The following is a 21,113-nucleotide window of genomic DNA, read 5'->3' on the forward strand; positions in this document are numbered from 1 at the left end:
TGGAACAGCCGCCTGTAACGCCGGGATCGAGGGTTCGAGCCCTGTCCGCTCCGCCAGTTACGAGAAGGCGCATCCTCGGATGCGCCTTTCTTCTATCCGGATTCTACCCACGCTCCACGGTTGCCTAATTTTTGAAGTTCAACCGTTTCTGGGGGACGCATGCTGCAGAATATCAGGGACAATTCACAAGGCTGGATTGCCAAGACCATTATCGGGGTCATCGTTGCACTGATGGCTCTGACCGGTTTCGATGCCATTTTCAAGGCCACCACGCACACCAACGATGCGGCCAAGGTCAATGGTGAAGAAATCAGCCAGAACGAGCTGAGCCAGGCCGTTGACATGCAACGCCGTCAGCTGATGCAACAGCTGGGCAAGGACTTCGATGCTTCCTTGCTTGACGAAAAAATGCTCCGCGAATCGGCCCTCAAGGGTCTGATCGATCGCAAGCTGCTGCTGCAAGGCGCAGAACAATCGAAATTCGCTTTCTCCGAAGGTGCGCTGGATCAGGTGATCCTGCAGACCCCTGAATTCCAGGTGGACGGCAAGTTCAGCTCCGAGCGTTTCGACCAGGTGATTCGTCAACTGGGCTACACCCGCATGCAATTCCGCCAGATGCTGGCTCAGGAAATGCTGATCGGTCAGTTGCGCGCCGGTGTTGCCGGTAGCGGCTTCGTCACCGACGCCGAAGTGCTGGCATTCGCCCGTCTGGAAAAACAGACCCGCGACTTCGCTTCGCTGAACGTCAAGGCCGACCCGGCCGCGGTCAAGCTGACCGACGATGAGGTCAAGGCTTATTATGACGAGCACGCCAAGGAGTTCATGACCCCTGAGCAGGTGGTTGTCGATTATGTCGAGCTGAAGAAGTCCTCGTTCTTTGACCAGGTTGCGGTCAAGGATGAAGACTTGCAGGCGGCGTATCAGAAAGAGATCGCCAACCTGTCGGAACAGCGTCGTGCGGCGCACATTCTGATCGAAGTCAACGACAAGACCACCGACGCTCAGGCCAAGGCGAAGATCGAAGAAGTCCAGGCGCGTCTGGCCAAGGGCGAGAAATTCGAAGCGTTGGCCAAGGAGTTCTCGCAGGATCCGGGTTCTGCCAACAATGGCGGTGATCTCGGTTTCGCCGGTCCTGGCGTCTATGACCCAGCCTTCGAAAAAGCCCTGTACTCGTTGAACAAGGACCAGGTGTCCGAGCCGGTGCGTACCGACTTCGGTTACCACCTGATCAAACTGCTGGGTGTTGAAGCGCCAGAAGTACCGACCCTGGCCAGCCTGAAAGACAAGCTGACCCGCGAGCTGAAGACTCAACAGGTCGAGCAGCGTTTTGTCGAGGCGACCAAGCAACTGGAAGATTCGGCGTTCGAAGCGTCTGACCTGGCCCAGCCTGCAGCAGATCTGAAACTGACTGTGCACACCTCCAAGCCATTCGGCCGTGAAGGTGGCGAAGGCATCGCCGCCAACCGCGCTGTGGTGACGGCTGCGTTCAGCCAGGAAGTGCTGGAAGAAAACGCCAACAGCACCGGCATCGAGCTGGATCCGGAAACCGTGGTGGTGCTGCGCGCCAAGGAGCATCTGAAGCCTGAGCAACTGCCGCTGGAAGCCGTCAACACGGCGATTCGTGCGCAGTTGACCAAAGAGCATGCCAGCGCTGCGGCCAAGACCAAGGCTGACCAGTTGATCGCCAGTCTGCGCGATGGCAAGACTCCGCTGGACAAGGCGGTTGATGGCCAGAACTGGAAGGTTGTGACCGCGGCGACCCGTGCTCAGGAAGGGGTTGACCCGACTGTGCTGCAGGCGTTGTTCCGCATGCCGAAACCGGCGGCCAAGGGCAAGCCGACGTTCAGCAGCGTGACCTTGCAGGATGGTAGTCTGATGATTGTACGTCTGGACGGTGTGAATGAAGCGGTAGCGCCGACTGATGAAGAGAAGGCGCAATACCGTCGTTTCCTGGCTTCGCGTGAAGGTCAGCAGGATTTTGCGGCGTTCCGTAAACAGTTGGAGAGTCAGGCGGACATCAAGCGGTATTGATGGTTGACTGAGTGGTAACTGGAAAGCCCCGATCTTATGGTCGGGGCTTTTTTTATGGTTGGTTTTTTGCGCTTGGCGGCCTTCGGGCCGACCATGCTCTTGTGGATCGGGTGAATATCCGTTGCTTCGGGTGTGGCTTCTGGCGGTTTCGCTCTTACAGCGAGTCACCTTTTCCAGACGCCGAAAAGGTAACCCAAAAGGCTTGGCCCCGGCGTACGGCCCTCGCTTAGGCTCGGGTTCCTTCGTTACGGGGTTCATCCGGGGGCATCGCCTACGGTTTGCTTCGCTGCACCTCCTCTCGATGTGTTTGGCTGCGCCAAACGGTCGCTGCGCTCCCACCCCCGGATAAACCCCTTCACTCAGCCTGCCGAAGGGGCCGGCACGGCAAGATCAAGAGCTGCAGCCGAGCTTGCGCTCATCCTGTGTAGGAGCTGCCGAAGGCTCGGGCCGCGTTCGGACGATCTTTTGATCTTGATCTTGATCTTGATCTTGTGGGAGCTGGCTTGCCAGCGATGGCGGCCTGTCAGCCGCCCCATCTCTGACTGCCCACCTCAATCCCTGTGGGAGATTCTATGTTGCTCAGCAACCCTAGAATCTCAAACTGATCGGTATTCGCCCTGATTCTTCATCAGGGTGAATGCCACTCGGCAGAGCTTGCGAGCAAGAGCTACCAATGCCTGTGTTTTCGAGAAGCCTCTGGCCAGGTAAGACTCGTAAAAAGGCTTCCACTTGGTTGAGCGACACGCCGCCATTGCGGCGTTGTAGGCTAATCGACGGATCTCCGGATCTCCTTTTTTGCTCAGGAACCTCGGGCCGTTCTTTTTCCCCGAATCGTCCACCGTCAGATCCATACCCAAAAACGCGATGAACGCGTCGCTGTTGGCAAAGTCACCGCGCATATAGGTCGTTGCCAACCCAGTCGCAGTCAACTCTCCCACGCCCTCGATTGCTTTGCAGCGGCCAATATTGTCATCAATACCGGCCTCTTTGCTGACTTTGCGCAGCAGGTTTTGAATGACCTTGTCGGATCGCTCGAATGCCTTTTGCTGAGCCGTACGTTCTTTCTTCAGCAAGGGTTCATCGGCCCAGCTCAACATCAGACCCGTATGGTTCTGAATCAGCGTCGCGCGTCTGTGCAGCAAGCTTTTCAGTACGGTGTAGGCTTTAGGAGGCGGGTTCCAAAGCCGCAGTTTGCTTTGTTCATTCGTCAGATAGCGTGCGAGCACGCGTGCATCGCAGGGATCATTTTTGGCTCGCTGACCGACACCGCGACGATAGTGGCTGACTCGATAAGCATCCACCACATAGACCTGATGTCCCATCGCATGAGCCAGATCAACAGTCTCCAAATGGTAGATATTGGTGGCTTCGACAGCGATAGCGCTTTGCGCGGGCAGAGTTTTGAGCCAACGTTTGAGGGCGGCACGATCATTCTTGACCGCTTCAATGGTTTCCAGGTCGGCGCGATAGACAACGATTTCGGCCTTGGCGATATCGATACCAACAACCGTCTGCGAAGTAAGGATTGTCATGACGAATCCTCGGAGCTAGGGTTTAAGAGCTTGTTGGGGTCTACCGTTGCGCTGGCTTGTCTCTGTCGTCGGTTTACCGATGAATTCCTTATTGGCGCTTTGGGTAGAAGGGGCGGGACGAGAAGTCTCCCACGGTCTGTACTGGTCAGAGTCAGAATCGAGTCTGTAGTCCCGCCCACCCCTTCAAGTCTAAACATACAAGCGAGCCTGCTCGCGAAGACGGTCGATCAGTCAACCAATCCGCGACAGACAAACCCATCACCTCACCCCCGCAAACCCATGACCCCGCGCCCTGAGCGCCGTATATAAAGTCAGAACCAGCAATCCCACAACAATCCACGGAAAGGCCCCAACTCCCAAATTCCCCAGCAGCAAACCACCCGCCAAGCCGCCCCCGGCAATCCCGACATTCCACAGGGTCACCAGCATCGACTGCGCAGTATCGGCAGCTTCTGCGGCGGTTTTCGCTGAGGCGGTTTGCAGCAGCGAGGGCATTGCGCCGAACGCCAGGCCCCACACGGCGACAGCGGTATACACCACGGCCGGCGATTCTCGCCACAGGCCCAGGGCGACGGCCGCAAGCATGAACAGCAGGGTGCTGATCAGCACCAGCTCGCGCAGCCAGCGGTCGATCAGGCTGCCGACGATCCACAGGCTCAGCACCGAGGCCAGGCCGAACACCAGCAGCACTCGGTCGATATTGCCGCCAAGTCCAGACGGTTGCAGGAACGGGGCGATGTAGGTGTACAGCAGATTGTGGGCGACCACGTAGGACAGGGTCACGAACAGCACCGATCGCACCCCGGGCAGGGTAAAGACCTGACGCAGGGGCAGGCGCTTTCCTGCGTGTTCTCCGGCAAAGTCCGGTACTTGCCAGCGCACCCAGATCACCAGCAGCAGCGTCAGTGCGGTCATGACCGCGAAGCTCAGGCGCCAGCCCACCAGGGTGCCGAGTAGCGTGCCGGCCGGGATGCCCAGCGACAGGGCGAGCGGTGCGCCGAGCATGGCGACGGTGATCGCGCGGCCTTGCAGGTGTGGCGCGACCATGCGGCTGGCGTAGCCTGCCAGCAACGCCCACAGCAGCCCGGCAAATACCCCGGCGAGCAAGCGTGCGATCAAGGTCAGCCAGTACCACTCCGACAGGGCGGTGATGCTGTTGGCGATGGCGAAGCCGCCGATGGCTGACAGCAGCAATGGCCGGCGACGCCAGCTGCGGGTGACGATGGTCAGCGGGATGGCTGCGAGCATCGAGCCAATCGCGTACAGCGTTACCAGCTGTCCGATCAGTGCCTGGGAGACATTCAGCCCTGCGCTCATTTGTGGCAGCAGGCCGGCGGGCATGGCTTCGGTCAGCACCGTGATGAAGCCAGCGGTGGCCAGGGCCAGCAAGGCGCCGAGGGGTAATCGGTGGTGGGTGTCGACTGGCTGGGTGAGGGCCGAGGTCAGTTGTGTATCGTTCATGAGTCAGCGTCCATGTGCCGAAGTGGGTGAAGGCCATAGGCTAGGGCGCTGCGCATTGGAGAAAAATGGTTTACGGTTCCGAACATATCGGACACGGATGTCGTAAGTCGGAGAGATGAAATGGACAGTCTGGGCAGTATTTCGGTGTTTGTGCAGGTCGCCGAGACTCGCAGTTTTACCGAGGCGGGGCGGTTGCAGGGCGTTTCGTCATCGGCGGTGGGCAAAAGCATTGCCCGGCTGGAGGCGCGACTCGGCGTGCGGCTGTTTCATCGCACCACCCGCAGCATCACCCTGACCAGCGAGGGCGCGCTGTTCCTCGCACGCTGTCGCAAGATTCTTGCCGAGGTGGAAGCCGCCGAGTTCGAACTCTGCAATTCCGCCTCGCAGCCCCATGGCAAACTGCGCATCAGCCTGCCTCAAGTACATGGCCTGGTGATGCCGGTGATGAATGAGTTCATGGCGCTGTACCCGCAGATCGAACTGGATCTGGACCTGACCGATCGCATGGTCGACGTGGTGGAGGAGGGCTTCGATGCGGTGATTCGTACCGGTCAACCACGAGATTCACGGCTGATGGCGCGGCCTTTGGGCGAGTTTCACATGGTGCTCGTGGCGAGCCCGCTGTATCTGCAACAGCACGGCGTGCCGCAAATTCCCGCCGATCTGGCGGAGCACGCCTGCTTGCGGCACACCTTTCATGCCACTGGCAAGCTGGAGCCATGGCCATTGACTGGCGAGGAGGGCGCGCCGGAGCCGAGCTTGCCGACGCGGCTGGTTACCACTTCTATCGAAGCCGTCCATCATGCGGCGCTGGCAGGGATGGGTATCGCCTGCCTGCCGGATTTCATGACCCATGAGGATGGGGCGCAGGGGCGCTTGCAGCGTGTGCTGGATGCGCATATGAAACACACCGGTCAGTTCTGGGTGTTGTGGCCCTCCAGCCGCCATGCCACCGCCAAATTGCGCGTCTTCATCGATCACTTGTCGCTGCGACTTTTTCCGGCAAACAAGGGTCAATAGGGTTGTAACGGCTTTAAGACACAATCCATGCGCCGCAGGGCCAAGTTCTGTTGCACAATACGCCCCGGACTGTTTTCCCTCAGGATGTTCAATGTTGATTTCAACTCCCATGCGTGTCGTTGGGTTGGCGCTGTTGTTGACCGCTGTTGCTGGCTGTTCGAAGGATAAGCCGATCTATGAGCATGAGAACTTCGATGATTCCGGCACGTTCTCGCGCAATTATCCGGTGGCTGACACCGCGAGTTGCGAGGCGGCCCGTCGTGCGTTGCTCAGCCAGGGCTACATCATCACCAGCAGTGACCCGAAACTCATCAGTGGCCACAAAAGCTTCCAGCAAACCGGTGAAACCCACATGGAGATCAGCTTCAATGTGGTGTGTACCGAAGACGGCAGCTCCAAGCACCATGCCACGGTGTTCGCCAACGCCCTGCAGGATCGCTATGCGCTGAAGAAGACCAACAACTCCGCCAGCCTCGGGGTCGGCGTATTGGGTTCGGTGTCGATGCCGATCGGCTCTTCCGACGATTCAATGGTCAAGGTGGCCAGTGAGACCGTGACCTCGCAGAAGTTCTACGAGCGATTCTTCACCCTGGTTGAGTTGTTCCTGCCAGCCGATGCGAAGAAAGCTGCGCACATCGAAGAAAAACCCAAGACCGATCTCGGTGTGCCTGAGCCGAAGCCTGCCGCTGCGGCGCCGGCAACACCTGCCCCGGCGGTAGAGGCAACGCCTGCGCCGCCGCCAGCCGGGATTGTCGAGCCAGCCCAGACCACGACGCCGGCAGCCCCGGCAGCGACCCCGGCGCCGGCCCCGGTTGCACCGACGCCAACGGGTTCCGAACCCGTGGTGCCGCCTGCGGAGTCTGCGCCGATCACCCCGGCACCGAGTGCTGAACCAGCACCGGCCAGCGAAACGATCACGCCGCCGGCCAACCCGAGCAATATCCCGCCACCGTCCGAGCCGATTCCGGCAATGCAGTAAGCCCGATGCGAAACCCTGTGGGAGCAAATCTGCTCCCACAGTTGTTTCTGCGGCGCGTGAAAGCTCGTTACATTCCCCTGACAAAAATCCCGCGATAAATTCCTGACCACCTGCTACGTTTTATTCATGAAGGCGGGATGTCACTTTTCCTTCATACGGGCACGCTAGGCTCGAGGCACTGGTCAGTTGATCGGGCTATTTTCAAACGGGCAGCAGGGGGATCACACGATGGATGACTATCAAGAAGAACTGCTCGAATACCAGGCGTATGAACTGGATCAGCCAGAGCCGGCCGAAGACGCCACCGAGCTTTAAGGCGTCAGGCGGTTTTACGGTGACTGCGGCGAAACTCGCCGGGGGTCTGGCCGCTCCAGCGCTTGAAGGCGCGTTGAAACGCCTCGGCTGAAGCAAAGCCCAGCAGGTAGGCGATTTCGCCGAACGCCAGTTCGGTGTCGCGGATGTAGGTCATTGCCAGATCACGGCGGGTGTCGTTGAGGATCGCGCGAAACTGCGTGCCTTCTTCGGCCAGTTTGCGGCGCAAGGTCCAGGTCGGCAGCTTCAGGCGTGCCGCCACTTCTTCCAGGTCGGGTTCCCGACCACCATTGAGCAACGGCCCCAACAGTTGAGTGATGCGTTCGCGCAGGCTGCGGGTGCGGGTCAATTGCTCCAGTTCCCGTTCACACAATTGCAGCAGGTGCCGCCAGGTACTCGGGCAGTGCTCGGGGTTGCGCAGCGCAAGGCTGTTCAGGCTCAGGCGCAATTGATTGCGCTCAGCGCCGAACTGGATTGGACAGTCGCCCATTGCACTGTAGGCGTCGCGATAGTCCGGCTCATCAAATTCGATCTCGATGCGTTCGGCCCGCAGTGGCTCGCGCCCGACGCTGGACAGCTGATGCAGCCAGCCGGCGATGATTGAATCAACTACAAAACGGTTATAGGCGTTGTACGGGCTGATCGAATAGAAGCGCAGCCACGCGCCATGAGCGTCTTCGTGAAAACTCGACTGCCCGCGATAGTTGGAGCCGTACAGCGGCTCGAAGCGGATCAGACAACGGGCGGCCTCGCGCACGGTCGGCGCCTGCGCGGCAGTGACCCCGGCGAGCCCGGCCTGACTCAAGCGGCTGAGCTGGCCCATGCGCAGGCCCAGCGCCGGATCGCCGGTCAACTGAATCGCGCTGTGCCCCAGACGCATGTAGCGCGGGATCGACAGCCGCGCGCCGGCCTCGGCCAGTCGCGCGGCATCCAGACCATATTGTTCCAGCAGCGGTTGCGGATCGGCACCATGGCTGCGCACGGCATCAGCGAGGCTGTGCACGAAACCTACCGACAGATCCCCCAGGCGCATCGGCAGCGGCTTCATGGCTTACAACCAGATGTTCAGCAAGCGCGCGCCACGGGCTTCACCATCGGCGAATTGCTGGCCATTGCTGCTGAGAAAGCTTTGCCCCGAACCGGGCTTGTCCCAGAACTGGCCGCGCAGGAACACGCTCATGCCGGCGATCGCACGGCTGCTCGGCGGTTGCGCGGTCAGTGTCAGGCGATGCCAGGCCTGACCTTCACTGATTTCCCCAGGCTTGAGGCTGACCGACCCCGGTGTACTCGAACCCTTGTAGCCGGCCCACGGCTGATTCCAGGTGTCGTGACCGACGACGAAGGCCGGCACCGCCACCAGTTGCGCGCCTTGCTCGTCGAGTCGGCGATAGTTGTCCGGGTACCAGCTGTCGCTGCCGATCAGCACACCCAGACGCCCGGCCGGGGTCTCGACCACGTTGATCGCGTGCTCGTCTTCGCTTCCGATCACGTCACGTTGTTCGAAGATCGGGTGCATCTGCCGCTGGGGCTGGCCCAGCGGCAAGCCATCACGACCGAATACCACGCTGCTGTTGAACAGCGCACCGCTGCCGGGCTTGAGCTGTCCATCACGAATACTCGGTTCGGGCAGGACGATGGAGCCGGCCACCAGGGTCACGTGGAATTCCTTGGCCAGACCACCGAATAACGCCTGGTAATCCTTGGCCATGGCTTTGGACTTCATGCGCAGGTGCGCGTCGTCGAGGCGATTTTCGCCCTTGGCGGTGAGCCAGGCGCGGGCGAACAGCAACGGATTGCTCGCCGCCAGCCAGTTCATCGCTTCGACCAAGGTCGGCGCCTGGTAGAGCTCGTCTTTCTCGCCGCTGATCATCAGCCAGGTACCGACATGCTCGGGCAGCACAACCACGGTTTTTTCGTTCAGCAGCCCCTGATCCTGTGCCTGCTGCAGATAGGCCGCGAGTTTGCGGTGCAGGCGCTCGGGACTTTGGTAGTCGGTGGGGAACAGTTCCGGCTGGATGCCCAGCAGATTGCCACGGTCGGCGGGCGTGCCCTGATCGACCGCCAGTTTGATGCGCAGATCCGACAGGTAATGCCCCGCCGGCCGGTCCGCCGCCCACATGGCGTAGGTGGTCAGGGCGGCAACGATGGCCATGGAGAAAAACAGATACAGAAGTTTGCGCATGAAAACCAACAACAGCCGGGTACAGGGTGTGGCGACTAGGGTAGGGCGCATACCTGCGCTTGCCAAGGGGCGCTGCGCATTTGGATCAATAAGTTGTCAGTTTCGGTCATTGAGTGACAGCAGTGCGACTCTTAGTCTGTCGAACATGACTGACGGGGGACGCAGAGCTCCCGCAATTTCCGTGATCGCACGTTGTGGAGTTACCGATGACCGCCGCTCATTACCCGCACCTGTTGGCCCCGCTGGACCTGGGATTCACCACGCTGCGCAACCGCACCCTGATGGGTTCGATGCACACTGGCCTCGAAGAAAAACCGGGCGGCTTCGAACGCATGGCCGCGTACTTCGCCGAGCGCGCCCGGGGTGGTGTCGGCCTGATGGTCACCGGCGGTATCGGCCCGAACGACGAGGGCGGCGTGTACTCCGGCGCAGCCAAGCTGACCACCGAGGAAGAAGCGCTCAAGCACCGCATCGTCACTCGCGCGGTGCATGAGGCGGGCGGCAAGATCTGCATGCAGATTCTCCACGCCGGGCGTTATGCCTACAGCCCGAAACAGGTCGCGCCGAGTGCGATTCAGGCGCCGATCAACCCGTTCAAGCCCAAAGAGCTGGATGAGGAAGGCATCGAGAAGCAGATCAGCGATTTCGTCACCTGCTCGGTACTGGCGCAAACCGCCGAGTACGACGGCGTGGAAATCATGGGCTCGGAAGGTTATTTCATTAACCAGTTCCTCGCCGCGCACACCAACCACCGCACCGACCGCTGGGGCGGCAGTTACGAAAACCGCATGCGCCTGCCGGTGGAAATCGTCCGCCGCGTACGTGAAGCGGTCGGCCCGAATTTCATCATCATCTTCCGTTTGTCGATGCTCGATCTGGTCGAGGGTGGCAGCAGCTGGGAAGAGATCGTGACCCTGGCCAAAGCCATCGAGCAGGCCGGCGCGACCATCATCAACACCGGTATCGGCTGGCACGAAGCGCGGATCCCGACCATCGCCACCAAAGTGCCGCGCGCGGCATTCAGCAAGGTCACCGCCAAGCTGCGTGGTTCGGTGAACATTCCGCTGATCACCACCAACCGCATCAACACCCCGGAAATCGCTGAGCAGATCCTCGCCGAAGGCGATGCCGACATGGTCTCGATGGCGCGGCCGTTCCTCGCCGATCCGGAATTCGTCAACAAAGCTGCAGAAGGCCGTGCCGACGAAATCAACACCTGCATCGGTTGCAACCAGGCGTGCCTCGATCACACCTTCGGCGGCAAGCTCACCAGTTGCCTGGTCAACCCGCGTGCCTGCCATGAAACCGAGCTCAACTATTTGCCGGTGCAGCAGATCAAGAAAATCGCTGTGGTCGGTGCCGGTCCTGCCGGTCTGTCCGCCGCGACCGTGGCCGCCGAGCGCGGTCATCAGGTGACGTTGTTCGATTCGGCCAGCGAGATTGGTGGCCAGTTCAACATCGCCAAGCGTGTGCCGGGCAAGGAAGAATTCTTCGAAACCCTGCGCTACTTCAAGCGCAAGCTGCAGACCACGAGTGTCGAGGTGTGCCTGAACACTCGTGTCGATGTGGCGAAACTGGTCGAGGGCGGCTACGACGAAATCATCCTCGCCACCGGCATCGCGCCGCGAGTGCCGGCGATTCCGGGCGTAGACAACGCCAAAGTGCTGAGCTACCTGGACGTGATCCTCGAGCGCAAGCCGGTGGGCAAGCGCGTTGCCGTGATCGGCGCCGGCGGTATCGGTTTCGACGTTTCCGAGTTCCTCGTGCACCAAGGCGTGGCCACCAGTCTGGATCGCACCGCGTTCTGGAAAGAGTGGGGCATCGACACGAATCTGGAAGCCCGTGGGGGCGTGGCCGGGATCAAAGCCGCGCCGCACGCACCGGCTCGCGAAGTGTTCCTGTTGCAGCGCAAGAAAACCAAGGTCGGCGATGGTCTGGGCAAGACCACTGGCTGGATTCACCGCACCGGTCTGAAGAACAAGCAGGTGCAGATGCTCAACAGCGTCGAATACCTGAAAATCGACGATGAAGGCCTGCACATCCGCATCGGCGAGACCGGCGAGCCGCAAGTGCTGGCGGTGGACAACATCGTGATCTGCGCCGGACAGGATCCACTGCGCGAGCTGCAGGAAGGTCTGGTGGCAGCGGGACAGAACGTGCACCTGATCGGCGGCGCCGATGTGGCGGCGGAGCTGGATGCCAAGCGCGCGATCAACCAGGGCTCGCGTCTCGCCGCTGAACTTTAAGCTACGCCGCTTAACCTGTGGGAGCGAGCTTGCTCGCGAAGGCGTGGTGTCAGTCGACATATGTATTGGCTGACACTCCGCTTTCGCGAGCAAGCTCGCTCCCACAGTGTTTGTGTTGTTCACTGATTCGGTGAGCACCATCAAGCCAATGCAGGAGTGAGCCGGCTCGCGATGGCTGCTTATGCGCGACTAGAATGTGGGCCTCTGCCCAGAATGATCAGTCGCCCATGCTTCTTCCTCCCGCCAACTGGCTACCCCAAGCCCCCCTCGAATGGCTGCAACTCGACTGGCTCACCATCGCCGGAATCGAGGTCGCCATCCTGCGCCTCGACCAGATCGACCCGCTGATCAGCGGCAACAAATGGTTCAAACTCACCGAACACCTCAAAGCTGCCGACCGCGCCGGCGCGCAGGGCATCATCAGCCTTGGTGGCGCGCATTCCAATCATCTGCATGCGCTGGCGGCGGCTGGCAAGCGTCTGGGTTTCGAAACCGTTGGGCTGTTGCGTGGCCATCCACAGCAAACGCCGACGGTTGCCGATCTGCAGGCGTTCGGCATGCACCTGCACTGGCTCGGTTACGGCGGCTATCGGGCGCGGCATGAGCCCGGGTTCTGGGAGCCTTGGCAGGCGCAGTTCCCGAATCTGCACGCAGTGCCAGAGGGTGGCGGCGGATTGGCCGGTGCGCTGGGCTGCAAGGTGCTAAAGCAACAGGTGAGTTCGCAACTGAGCACGCTGGGCTGGAGCGATTACCACGGCTGGTGGCTGGCGTGCGGCACCGGGACGACCCTGGCAGGGTTGGTGCTCGCCGAGGCGGGTGCGCATCCGGTGTACGGCGCTCTGGCGGTGCCGGAGGATCATGGCGTGGCGCCGCAGGTGGCGGCGATTATGCAGGAGGCCGGTGTCGCTGCTGCCGGCTACGAGCTGCTCGACGCCAGCCGCGGTGGCTTCGCCAAGGTTGATGAGCAGTTGCTTGAATTCATCGAGATTACTGAACGCGGGAGCGGCATACCGCTGGAGCCGTTGTATACCGGCAAGGCGTTGTTGGCGCTCAAGGAGCGGATCGAAGCGGGCGGATTCGAGTCAGGCACCCGGCTGATCTTTGTGCACACGGGCGGTTTGCAGGGGCGGAGAGGATTCATCTCCTGCAGTTGAGCTTCTGTGGCGAGGGAGCTTGCTCCCGCTCGGCGGCGCAGCCGTCGTCAATTCAGCGAATACAGTTTCGCCTGACAGTCCACATTTTCAGGAATCAGGTCTGCTGCGCAGCCCAGCGGGAGCAAGCTCCCTCGCCACAGGGGAATTTCACCTAGGCAATGTTCAACCGCGCTTGGGCATCATCCGCAACAAGGTGTTATCGCCCACCACATAATGGTGATACAGCCCCGCCAGCGCATGCAGGCCGATCAGCCAGTAGCCGGTATTGCCGATCAACACGTGCCAGTGCTCCACCTGCTTGGCGAAAGCCTTGTCTTCATGAACCAGCAGTGGCAGATCGAAACCGTAGAACATCACCTGATGCCCCTCGGCACTGGTGATCAGCCAGCCAAGGATCGGCATGCTGATCATGAACAGGTACAACAACCAGTGCATCACCCGCGCCAGCAGGGTTTGCCATTGCGGCGAGGCCGGGAAGATTTTCGGTGCCGGGCCGATGCTGCGCGCTACCAGGCGAAACCACACCAGCACGAACACGGTCAGGCCGAGCATGTAATGCACTTCGCGGATCAGCGTGCGGCCGCCACTGCCCTTTGGAAAGATCCCCCGAAGCTCCATGCTGGCGTACACCAGGATCAACAGAAGCAGCATCAGCCAGTGCAACAGCACGGATACAGTGCTGTAGCGGGATTCGGAACTTGTCCACGGCATACGGTATTTCCTCACAGATCAGGGTCGCCACGTGCCGTTCTTGCGCGACGGCATGCTTTAACTGTAATCCGCTTTGGCGGATTTGCCTGAGGCTGATCGGAGTTTCAATGCGCTGAGTCAGGGCTTTAGCCAAAAAAAACGCCAGAGTCGCGAAGACCCTGGCGTTTTTTGTTGTTTTGAAAAAAGGCGTGATCAGCTCGATTGCGGCATCTCGCCGTTGGCCAGACGCTTGTTGATGTCGGCAATCACTTCCGGCAGATCGCTGATGGTGTCGATCATGTAGTGCGGGCGTGAGTCGGCGAACAGCGCATGGATGCGTTTGCGTTCGCTGGCCAGTTCGTCGCTGCCCAGCGCACGATAGCCGGCGTAGTCCAGGCCCAGCGCGTTGCCCGAGCAGATCAGCGCCACGGTCCACATCCCGGCGCGACGGCCTTCGAGGATGCCCGGCACGGTGTCATCGATCTTCACGCAGGCGCCTACGTCGTCGATGCCCAGCGCAATCACGTTGGCCAGGGCCTGAGCCGGCCATGGGCGACCGTTCGGCACTTCGTCGGTGGCGACCACGTGGTCGGCGACGTAGCCATTAGTGGCAGCGAGGGCCACGACCTTGTCCATCACCTGTTTCGGGTAGCCGGAGCAGGAACCGATCTTGATCCCTTGCTGACGTAGGTTGGCGATGGTTTCCAGGGCGCCGGGAATCAGCGCCGAGTGCTCGGCGATCTTCTCGATCTGCAGCGGCATGAAGCGGTTGTAGATCGCGGTCACGTCGTCATCGGTCGGGGTGCGGCCGAAGGCTTTGCGATAACGCTCGGCGACTTGCGGCTGATCGCACAGGGTGCGGATGTGGTCCCACTTGCCCATGCCCATCGGGCCACGGGCTTCTTCGATGGAGACCTGAACGTCGAATTCGGCGAAGGCTTCGACGAAAATCTGCGTCGGCGCGAACGAGCCGAAATCGACCACGGTGCCGGCCCAGTCGAGGATGGCGGCTTGCAGTTTGCTTGGGTTTACGTAGTTCATGGCAATAAGAATCCTGTGTTGGCAATGCAATTCAAAAGGTTTGGCGATCCTGTGGGAGCGGGCTTGCCCGCGATGGGGCCCTTTCAGTCGACATCTATGCTGATGGTCAGACCTCTATCGCGGGCAAGCCCGCTCCCACAGGTATCGTGGTGATTCAAATATCGAGCACTTCCATCTCGCGCAGCACCTCACCCACGGCCGCCACGGCCTGGCGCATCTGGTCCGGGGTGACGTGGCCGATGCAGCCGACGCGGAAGGTTTCGACCTGGGTCAGTTTGCCGGGGTAGAGGATGTAACCCTTGGCCTTGACCCGTTCGTAGAAGTCCTTGAACTGGTAGCGCGGATCTTTCGGGGCATGGAAGGTGGCGATGATCGGCGCCTGGATCGCTGCCGGCAGGAAGCTGCGCAGGCCGAGTTTGCTCATCTCTTCCATCAGCGCCTGACAGTTGGCGGCGTAACGCGCATGGCGCGCCGGCAGGCCACCTTCTTCGTTGTATTGCAGCAACGCTTCGTGCAGCGCGGCGACTACGTGGGTCGGTGGGGTGAAACGCCACTGACCGGTCTTTTGCATGTAGCTGTGCTGGTCGTACAGGTCCATCGCCAGCGAATGCGAGTTGCTGGCCGCTGCTGCCAGCGATTCCTTGCGAGCGAAAACAAAACCCATCCCCGGCACGCCTTCCAGACACTTGCCCGAGGCGGCGATCAGCGCATCGAACGGGACTTTTTGCGCATCCACTGGTAATGCACCAAATGAGCTCATGGCGTCGATGATCAGGCGCTTGCCATGTTGCGCAACGACCTCGGCGATTTCCGGCAGGGGATTGAGGATGCCGGTGCTGGTTTCGCAGTGGATCAGCGCGACATGGCTGATGTCGCCATCGGCGCGCAGCAGGCGGTCGACGTCAGCGGCGGTGGTCGGTTCGTCTTCAGCGGTTTCGAAGGTGCTGAACGAGCGGCCGAGCACTTCGCAGATCTTCGCCAGACGCTTGCCGTAGGCGCCGTTGATCAGCACCAGCACCTTGCCGTCACGCGGTACCAAGGTACCAATGGCCGCTTCGACGGCGAAGGTGCCGCTGCCCTGCAACGGTACGCAGTGGTGAGTGGCGGCGGCGTTGAGGATCGCCAGCAGTTGCTCGCAGAGGCTGGAGGTCAGTTGATTGAAGCGGTCATCCCATGACCCCCAGTCGACCATCATTGCCTGGCGGGTGCGGGCCGAGGTGGTCAACGGGCCGGGAGTGAGCAGGATGGGTGCGGCAGTACTCATTCGTGTGTCCTCGCGATAGCGCTGTGGGATGAAGCTACGGGGCATACGTTGCAATTCGGCGGTCTATCAATCAAATTGTTTGTTGTTATGCCAGCCATCAGCGAGGGTTATCCATGAATCTGTTCCAGCTACGCGCCTTCGATGCCGTGGCCCGGGAAGGCAGCTTCACCCGTGCCGCCGCGCGCCTGTTCATCAGCCAGCCGGCGGTCACCGGACACATCAAGGCGCTGGAGGAGCATTACCAGATCACCTTGTTGCGTCGCACCGCACGCCGGGTGGAACTGACCGAGGAGGGCACCAAACTGGCAGCTATCACCCGCGCCATGTTCGGTCTGGCCGAAGAAGCGCAGACCCTGCTCGAAGCCAACCGTCAGTTGCTCACCGGGCGCCTGGAAGTGGCGGCGGACGGCCCGCACATGGTCATGCCGATGCTCGCCAGCCTGCGTGCGCGCTATCCGGGGATCACGGTGAATTTGCGTCTGGGCAATGCGCAGGAAACCCTCGCCGCGCTGTTGTCCGAGCATGCCGACGTGGCGGTGCTGACCGAGGTCGAACCGCGCAAGGGCCTGCATCTGCAAGCGTTGAGCGAATCGCGGATCTGCGCGCTGGTACCGGCGGCGCATGCGTGGGCGCAGCGTACCGGCGAGGTGCGGCTCAAGGAGCTGGATCAGGTGATCATGGTGTTGCGCGAGCCGAGTTCGATTACCCGGCGCACCTTTGATCAGGCCTGCATGCAGGCGGCGGTGCATCCGCGAGTGTTGCTGGAGCTGGACAGCCGCGAGGCGGTGACCGAGGCGGTGGCAGCGGAATTGGGGGTGGGTGTGGTGTCGTCGGTAGAAGTCAGCCATGACCCGCGGGTGGTGGCGATTCCGATTGTCGGGGAGGGGCTGGTCAATCGGCACATGATCGGCTGTATGGAGCGGCGGCGGGAATTGCGCCTGATCCAGGCGTTTTTCGGCCTGGCGCCAGTCTGATACACCGTGGTGCCTTCATCGCTGGCAAGCCAGCTCCCACAGAATTTGTGGTGGCCCCCAAATTTGTGTGCGACGCCATACCTGTGGGAGCTGGCTTGCCAGCGATGAGGCCGTGACTGTCTAAGCAAGACTCTCGCGCACCATCTCGAGAAACGTCGCCACCACCCGCCGCGAACTCTGTTCACGCAAGCACACCAGCGTCTCGGTCAACCGCCGGGTGCAATCGGTGATCGGCAGCGCGCACACCCGTGAATCCGCGCCAAACTCCGCTGCCGACACCACACCTACGCCAATCCCCACCACCACCGCTTCACGCGCCGCCTCCCGACCCTCGACCTGAATCGCCGGACGAATGCGAAAACCGGCGCGGGCCATTTCTTCTTCCAGGGTCTGGCGGGTCACCGAGCCGTGTTCGCGCAGCACCAACGGCGTGTCATCCAGATCAGCCAGGCAGATCGACTCGCGTTCGGCCCACGGGTGATGGCGCGAGACGAACGCCACCATCGGGTCGTTGCGCAACGGCACGCACAGCAGGCGTTCATCAGTGACATCCCGCCCGAGCAGCGCCAGATCGGCCTGGTAGTTGAACAGGCGAAACAGCGATTCATCGGTGTTGCCAGTCTCGATCTTCACGTTGATCCCCGGGTAGCGCTCGCAGAACCGCGCGATCTGCGGCAGCACGTGCACCGGGGCGTCCACAGCGAGGATCAGGCTGCCGGTCTGCAACGCCTGGGATTCCTGCAGCAGTTCCTGGGCCTCTGCTTCGATCACAAACAGCCGCTGGGTGATCGCCAGCAGGCGCTCGCCCAGATCGGTCAGGCGCACCGAACGCTTGTTGCGATGAAACAGCAACACACCGAAGCGTTCTTCGAGTTTGCGCACCTGGTCGGAAATCGCCGGTTGCGTGAGAAAAAGCCGTTCGGCGGCTTTGGTGAAGCTTCCATGCACGGCCACGGCGTGGAAGGCTTTGAGCTGGGCGTGGGACACCGACATGCAGCCTCCGGTAACAAGCTGAGCTTATGTGTGAAATACGATAAATCGATTTTATTTATTAAACAGTAATTGCTTTGATCCGCTCACGCCATCACTGACTGCCCGCTCGGGCCGCAAGGTTGGCGATGAGCCTGTGCGTGCAACAACAGGACTCATCTGACCGCTATCGCCATAGGGATGGGGCGCTGGCGCAGTGCTCAACAATAAAAAACACAGGCGTTTACTTAACGATTCTGCCGGCACACTCACACCCTGAGGTCAGAACCACAATGAACAAGCACATCGGCACCATTGCGCGTTGGCGCATGCAGATTTTCGCTGTCACCTGGCTCGCGTACGCCGCTTTCTATTTCACCCGCAAAGCGTTTTCGGTGGCCAAACTGGGCATCGCCGAAGACCCGACCTTCATGCTCGACAAGATGGCCATGGCCAACCTCGATGCGATCTATCTGGCGGCCTACGCCATCGGCCAATTCACCTGGGGCATGCTCGCCGACCGCTTCGGCCCACGGGTCGTGGTGCTCGGCGGCTTGCTGATTTCCGCTGGCGCCGCGTTGGTGATGGGCAGTTTCGCCACGCTGCCGATCTTCGCCACCTGCATGCTGATTCAGGGGCTGGCGCAGTCCACCGGCTGGTCGGGATTGTGCAAAAACCTCGGCAGTTTCTTCCCCGCCGAACAGCGCGGGCGGGTGCTCGGTCTGTGGAGTTCCTGCTATGCGTTTGGCGGTCTGGTGGCTTCGCCGTTCGCCGGCTGGTGGGCGTATACGCTGATGGGCACCTGGCACGCGGCGTTCATTTCCAGCGCGGCAGTGGTCGCGGTGGTGGCGCTGTTGTTCTTCATCTTTCAGCGCAACAAACCGGAAGACGTCGGTTTGCCAGCGGTTGAACCGGAGGCGGAACTCAGTGCCGCAGAAACCGAAGCCAACAGCAAGCTCAGCGTTTGGGAGCCGTTGAAGGAAATCCTGCGCAACCGCACGGTACTGGTGCTGGGCCTGGCGTATTTCATGTTGAAACCGGCGCGTTACGCGATTCTGTTGTGGGGGCCGGTGATCGTCTTCGAGCAGATGCCGAGTGTCGGCAAGGTCGGCGCGGCGATCATTCCCACCTCGTTCGAACTGGCCGGTCTGCTCGGGCCGATCATGATCGGTCTGGCCTCGGACAAACTGTTCGGCGCCCGGCGCATGCCGGCCTGCGTCCTCAGCCTGCTGGCGCTGACCGTGACCTTGGCGCTGTTCATGGGCGCGTTGCACACCGGCAGCGTGATGCTGGTGGTGGCGCTGCTGTTTGTCATGGGCCTGACTCTGTACGGGCCGGATTCGATGATCAGCGGCGCGGCGGCCATCGACTTCGGCAAGGCCAAGGCCGGTGCCACGGCGGCCGGTTTCGTCAACGGCTGCGGCTCGGTCGGCGCGGTGCTCGGCGGATTACTGCCGGGTTACTTCGATTCGGTGACGGTGTTCATCGTCTTCGCCGGCTGCGCATTGTTCTCGGCGCTGGTGCTGATTCCGCACTGGAACAGCCGCCCGACCGGAGTGATGGAGCCGCGTGCGTCCATTCCCAATCGCCCGTTGGCGATCAAACCCCTGCGCAACTGAAAACCCTTGCCTCGCGGCCTGCTGCGGTGCTCGCGGCAGGCTGTGGGGTGGCTATCCGACTGGAGAATCCCATGCGACCTTTTTGGCTCGAACAAGCCTTGCAGGCCGATCCATCCCCGACTTGCCCCCCGCTGCAAGGCGAAATGCGCGCCGACGTGTGCATCGTCGGTGGTGGCTACACCGGATTGTGGACAGCGACCATGCTCAAGCAGCAGAACCCGGAACTCGACGTATTGCTGATCGAAGCCGACATCTGCGGCGCCGGTGCCAGTGGGCGCAACGGTGGTTGCGCGTTGTCGTGGTCTGCCAAGTATTTCACCCTTGAGCGGCTGTTCGGCGTCGAGGAAGCGGTGCGCTTGGTCAAGGAATCCGAGCGCAGCATCCACGCCATCGGCGAGTTCTGCGAGCAGTACGGCGTCGACGCCGATTACCGCCTCGACGGCACGCTGTACACCGCTACCAACAAGGCGCAGGTCGGTTCGACCGACGCGGTGATCGCGGCGCTGGAGCGCAATGGCATCAACTCCTTTACCCAACGCCCGGTGGCCGATGTGCAGCGCATGGCGGGTTCCAGCAAGCATCTGGAGGGCTGGTTTTCGCCGGCGGCGGCCAGTGTGCAACCGGGCAAACTGGTGCGCGGGCTGCGCCGGGTGGCGTTGCAACTGGGCGTGAAGATCCACGAAAACACGGCGATGACAGGCCTGGAGGAGGGCCGTCCGGCGCGCATTCACACGGCCAATGGCTGCGTGATCGCCGATCGTGTGGTGTTGGCGATGAACGCATGGATGGCCCGAGCGTTTCCGCAGTTCGAGCGCAGCGTGGCGATTGTTTCCAGCGACATGCTGATCACCGAGCCGCGCCCGGATCTGCTGCAGCAAATCGGCTTGACCAGCGGCGTCACGGTGCTCGATTCGCGGATTTTCGTGCACTACTACCACAACACCCCGGACGGCCGGATCATGCTCGGCAAGGGTGGCAACACGTTCGCGTTTGGTGGGCGGATGTTGCCGGTGTTCGATCAGCCATCGCCTTATGCGGATGTGCTCAAGCGCAGCCTTGGGGAGTTTTTTCCGGCGTTTGCCGGGGTCAAGGTGGATGCGACCTGGAATGGACCGTCGGATCGTTCGGTGACCGGGTTGCCGTTTTTTGGGCAGATGAGTGCCAGTGGCAATGTGTTTTATGGTTTTGGTTATTCCGGCAGTGGCGTCGGGCCGTGTCACATGGGCGGGCAGATTCTTGCCTCGTTGGTGCAGGGGCTTGATAACCCTTGGACACGTTCGCCGTTGGTGAACGGGCCGCTGGGGTATTTTCCGCCGGAGCCGATTCGGTATCTGGGGTCGTTGATGGTGCGTAATGCGATTCGGCGCAAGGAGCGGGCTGAGGATCATGGGCGGCGACCGCGGCATCTGGATGTGCGGTTGGCGAAGTTTGCGGCGGCGGCGGGGAAGGCTGACAAGGGGTGACTGGGGGCTTTGATTTATGGGGACATATCCATTGCTGCGGTAACGGCGGCTTAGGGTTCCGCCCTTACGGCGGGTCACTTTTTCAGACGCCAAAAAGTAACCAAAAGGCTGGGCCCCGGCGTACGGCCCTCGCTTAGGCTCGGGTTCCTTCGTTACGGGATTCATCCGGGGGGCAG

16 protein-coding genes are annotated in these 21,113 nt (G+C 61.2%); 8 read left to right on the forward strand and 8 right to left on the reverse strand.

What is annotated here, in order from left to right:
• The first annotated feature begins 159 nt into the window (after positions 1-159).
• On the forward strand, positions 160-2,031 hold the full coding sequence (locus ABV589_RS25100; RefSeq protein WP_367084082.1) for a SurA N-terminal domain-containing protein: 1,872 nt from the start codon (positions 160-162) through the stop codon (positions 2,029-2,031).
• A 596-nt stretch (positions 2,032-2,627) separates the two neighbouring features.
• Here the strand turns inward: ABV589_RS25100 and ABV589_RS25105 are convergent.
• A complete protein-coding gene (locus tag ABV589_RS25105) occupies positions 2,628-3,563 on the reverse strand; it encodes a transposase (protein ID WP_135295914.1) in 936 nt (311 codons plus the stop codon).
• Positions 3,564-3,821: 258 nt separating this feature from the next.
• The gene (locus tag ABV589_RS25110; RefSeq protein WP_367084083.1) at positions 3,822-5,024 is read right to left on the reverse strand and encodes an MFS transporter; all 1,203 of its coding nucleotides are present in this window, start codon (positions 5,022-5,024) and stop codon (positions 3,822-3,824) included.
• Positions 5,025-5,144: 120 nt separating this feature from the next.
• On the opposite strand from ABV589_RS25110, the gene ABV589_RS25115 reads away from it, so the two are divergent.
• A complete protein-coding gene (locus tag ABV589_RS25115; protein WP_367084084.1) occupies positions 5,145-6,044 on the forward strand; it encodes a LysR family transcriptional regulator in 900 nt (299 codons plus the stop codon).
• Positions 6,045-6,135: 91 nt separating this feature from the next.
• Positions 6,136-7,023 carry a DUF2242 domain-containing protein gene (locus ABV589_RS25120; protein WP_367084085.1) on the forward strand — a complete coding sequence of 296 codons (888 nt, stop codon included), beginning with the start codon at positions 6,136-6,138 and terminating at the stop codon, positions 7,021-7,023.
• 319 nt (positions 7,024-7,342) lie between these two features.
• On the opposite strand, the gene ABV589_RS25125 is transcribed toward ABV589_RS25120, so the two are convergent.
• Positions 7,343-8,383: an AraC family transcriptional regulator gene (locus tag ABV589_RS25125; protein ID WP_367084086.1), complete on the reverse strand. Its 1,041-nt coding sequence runs from the start codon at positions 8,381-8,383 to the stop codon at positions 7,343-7,345.
• A 3-nt stretch (positions 8,384-8,386) separates the two neighbouring features.
• Complete coding sequence (locus ABV589_RS25130; RefSeq protein WP_367084087.1) at positions 8,387-9,517, reverse strand: nitrilase-related carbon-nitrogen hydrolase; 1,131 nt, start codon at positions 9,515-9,517, stop codon at positions 8,387-8,389.
• A 206-nt stretch (positions 9,518-9,723) separates the two neighbouring features.
• Here ABV589_RS25130 and ABV589_RS25135 point away from each other — a divergent pair, with 206 nt between their 5' ends.
• Both ABV589_RS25135 and ABV589_RS25140 read left to right on the forward strand, forming a co-directional pair.
• Positions 9,724-11,763, forward strand: a complete 2,040-nt coding sequence (locus ABV589_RS25135) for an NADPH-dependent 2,4-dienoyl-CoA reductase (protein WP_367084088.1) — start codon at positions 9,724-9,726, stop codon at positions 11,761-11,763.
• Between the two features lie 227 nt (positions 11,764-11,990).
• Positions 11,991-12,917, forward strand: a complete 927-nt coding sequence (locus tag ABV589_RS25140; protein WP_367084089.1) for a 1-aminocyclopropane-1-carboxylate deaminase — start codon at positions 11,991-11,993, stop codon at positions 12,915-12,917.
• A gap of 162 nt (positions 12,918-13,079) precedes the next feature.
• Here the strand turns inward: ABV589_RS25140 and ABV589_RS25145 are convergent, their stop codons facing one another.
• The 3 genes from ABV589_RS25145 to ABV589_RS25155 all read right to left on the reverse strand — a co-directional run bounded on the left by ABV589_RS25145 (position 13,080) and on the right by ABV589_RS25155 (position 15,912).
• Complete coding sequence (locus ABV589_RS25145) at positions 13,080-13,628, reverse strand: cytochrome b (RefSeq protein ID WP_007961175.1); 549 nt, start codon at positions 13,626-13,628, stop codon at positions 13,080-13,082.
• A gap of 192 nt (positions 13,629-13,820) precedes the next feature.
• Positions 13,821-14,648: a phosphonoacetaldehyde hydrolase gene (gene phnX / locus ABV589_RS25150; RefSeq protein ID WP_367084090.1), complete on the reverse strand. Its 828-nt coding sequence runs from the start codon at positions 14,646-14,648 to the stop codon at positions 13,821-13,823.
• 154 nt (positions 14,649-14,802) lie between these two features.
• Entirely contained in the window at positions 14,803-15,912 is a 1,110-nt protein-coding gene (locus ABV589_RS25155) for a 2-aminoethylphosphonate--pyruvate transaminase (RefSeq protein ID WP_367084091.1), read from the reverse strand.
• Between the two features lie 113 nt (positions 15,913-16,025).
• Here ABV589_RS25155 and ABV589_RS25160 point away from each other — a divergent pair, with 113 nt between their 5' ends.
• A complete protein-coding gene (locus ABV589_RS25160) occupies positions 16,026-16,886 on the forward strand; it encodes a LysR substrate-binding domain-containing protein (RefSeq protein ID WP_367084092.1) in 861 nt (286 codons plus the stop codon).
• A 120-nt stretch (positions 16,887-17,006) separates the two neighbouring features.
• Here ABV589_RS25160 and ABV589_RS25165 read toward each other — a convergent pair whose 3' ends face one another.
• Complete coding sequence (locus ABV589_RS25165; RefSeq protein ID WP_367084093.1) at positions 17,007-17,879, reverse strand: LysR family transcriptional regulator; 873 nt, start codon at positions 17,877-17,879, stop codon at positions 17,007-17,009.
• 269 nt (positions 17,880-18,148) lie between these two features.
• On the opposite strand from ABV589_RS25165, the gene ABV589_RS25170 reads away from it, so the two are divergent.
• Together ABV589_RS25170 and ABV589_RS25175 are read left to right on the forward strand one after the other, a co-directional pair.
• Positions 18,149-19,474, forward strand: coding sequence for an MFS transporter (locus tag ABV589_RS25170; RefSeq protein WP_367084094.1), 1,326 nt, complete (start codon positions 18,149-18,151; stop codon positions 19,472-19,474).
• Between the two features lie 71 nt (positions 19,475-19,545).
• Positions 19,546-20,937, forward strand: coding sequence for an FAD-dependent oxidoreductase (locus ABV589_RS25175; protein ID WP_367084095.1), 1,392 nt, complete (start codon positions 19,546-19,548; stop codon positions 20,935-20,937).
• The last annotated feature ends 176 nt before the right edge of the window (positions 20,938-21,113 follow it).

It is taken from the genome of Pseudomonas sp. HOU2 (assembly GCF_040729435.1).
In the GTDB taxonomy this organism is placed as follows: domain Bacteria; phylum Pseudomonadota; class Gammaproteobacteria; order Pseudomonadales; family Pseudomonadaceae; genus Aquipseudomonas.